2 protein-coding genes are annotated in these 1,472 nt (G+C 60.3%); both read right to left on the bottom strand.

The genetic code is table 11. The features are described 5' to 3' along the window. Entirely contained in the window at positions 1-939 is a 939-nt protein-coding gene (locus HP566_RS20870) for an electron transfer flavoprotein subunit alpha/FixB family protein (protein ID WP_249979225.1), read from the bottom strand. Positions 940-953: 14 nt separating this feature from the next. Next, positions 954-1,472, bottom strand: a 519-nt coding sequence (locus tag HP566_RS20865; protein ID WP_249979224.1) for an electron transfer flavoprotein subunit beta/FixA family protein, incomplete at its 5' end; no start/stop codon positions are given.

Here is a 1,472-nt window from a genome sequence, read left to right as displayed (position 1 = left end):
CTACAACTTGCTCTCAAGCTCCGGCAGAATCTCGAACAGATCGCCCACCAGACCATAGTCCGCCACCTGGAAGATCGGTGCTTCTTCGTCTTTGTTCACCGCAACGATCACCTTGGAGTCTTTCATGCCCGCCAGGTGTTGAATCGCTCCGGAAATACCTACGGCAATGTACAGATCCGGGGCGACAATCTTACCCGTCTGGCCAACCTGCATATCGTTGGGCACAAAACCGGCGTCTACCGCCGCACGGGAGGCACCAATGGCGGCGCCCAGTTTGTCGGCAATGCCATCCAGCAGCTTGAAGTTGTCGCCATTGCCCATTCCGCGACCGCCGGAGATGACGATTTTGGCACCGCTTAGTTCCGGACGGTCGGATTGCGCCAGCTCTTCTTTGACGAAGCAGGATTGGCTGTTCTCGACCACCACATCGACCGCTTCTATCGGGGCGCTGCCGCTATCACGCTCTCTATCAGGGCAGGCGTCAAAGCCGGTGGTGCGTACGGTGATGACCTTGAGGGTATCGTCGCTTTTGACCGTGGCGATGGCGTTCCCGGCATAGATGGGCCGCTTGAAGGTGTCTGCGCTCTCTACCGCGATAATGTCGGAGAGCTGGCTGACATCTTTGAGCGCGGCAAGACGGGGCAGGACGTTTTTACCGGTGGTGGAGGCGCTGGCCAGCACGTGGCTGTAGCCATCGGCCAGTGCTGCCAGCAGGGCGCTCATGGGTTCGGCGAGCTGGTGGGCGTAGACGGCGTTATCGGCAACGCGCACGTTACTGACACCATCGAGTTTGGCAGCGGCTTCTGCGGCGGCGTGCACGCTGTCTCCGGCCACCAGAACGTCAATATCGCCGCCAATGGCTTTCGCGGCGGTGATCACGTGGGCGGTCGCTCCGGCCAGTTGGCCTTCGTGCAGGTCGGCAAGTACCAGAATGCTCATGGATTTTGCTCCTATCAAAGCACTTTGGCTTCGTTTTTGAGTTTGTCGATCAGCTCATCTACCGAGGCAACTTTGATGCCACCCTGGCGCTCTGCGGGGGGCTCTACGTTGAGCAGGCTGACCCTGGAGGCGACCTCAACACCGTAGTCGGCGGGGGTTTTGACCTCCAGCGGCTTTTTCTTGGCCTTCATGATGTCCGGCAACTTGGCGTAGCGGGGTTCGTTGAGGCGCAGGTCGGCGGTAATAATGGCGGGCAGGCTCAGGGCGATGGTTTGCAGGCCGCCGTCAATTTCCCGGGTGATATTGACCTTGTCGCCCTCAATGGCCACGTTAGAGGCAAAGGTGCCCTGGGGCAGGTGGGTCAACGCGGCGAGCATCTGGCCGGTCTGGTTGTTGTCGGTATCAATGGCTTGCTTGCCAAGCAACACGAGGCCGGGCTGCTCTTCGCCAACCACCTTGGCCAGCAGTTTGGCGACCGCCAGGGATTCGGCGCGCTCGTCGGTTTCAATATGGAGGGCGCGGTCCGCGCCCAG

The organism is Vreelandella olivaria (assembly GCF_023507745.1).
GTDB classification, from domain to species: Bacteria; Pseudomonadota; Gammaproteobacteria; order Pseudomonadales; family Halomonadaceae; genus Vreelandella; species Vreelandella olivaria_A.
Note: the sequence above shows the minus strand (reverse complement) of the source record. Positions and strands in the feature narration are given on the sequence as shown.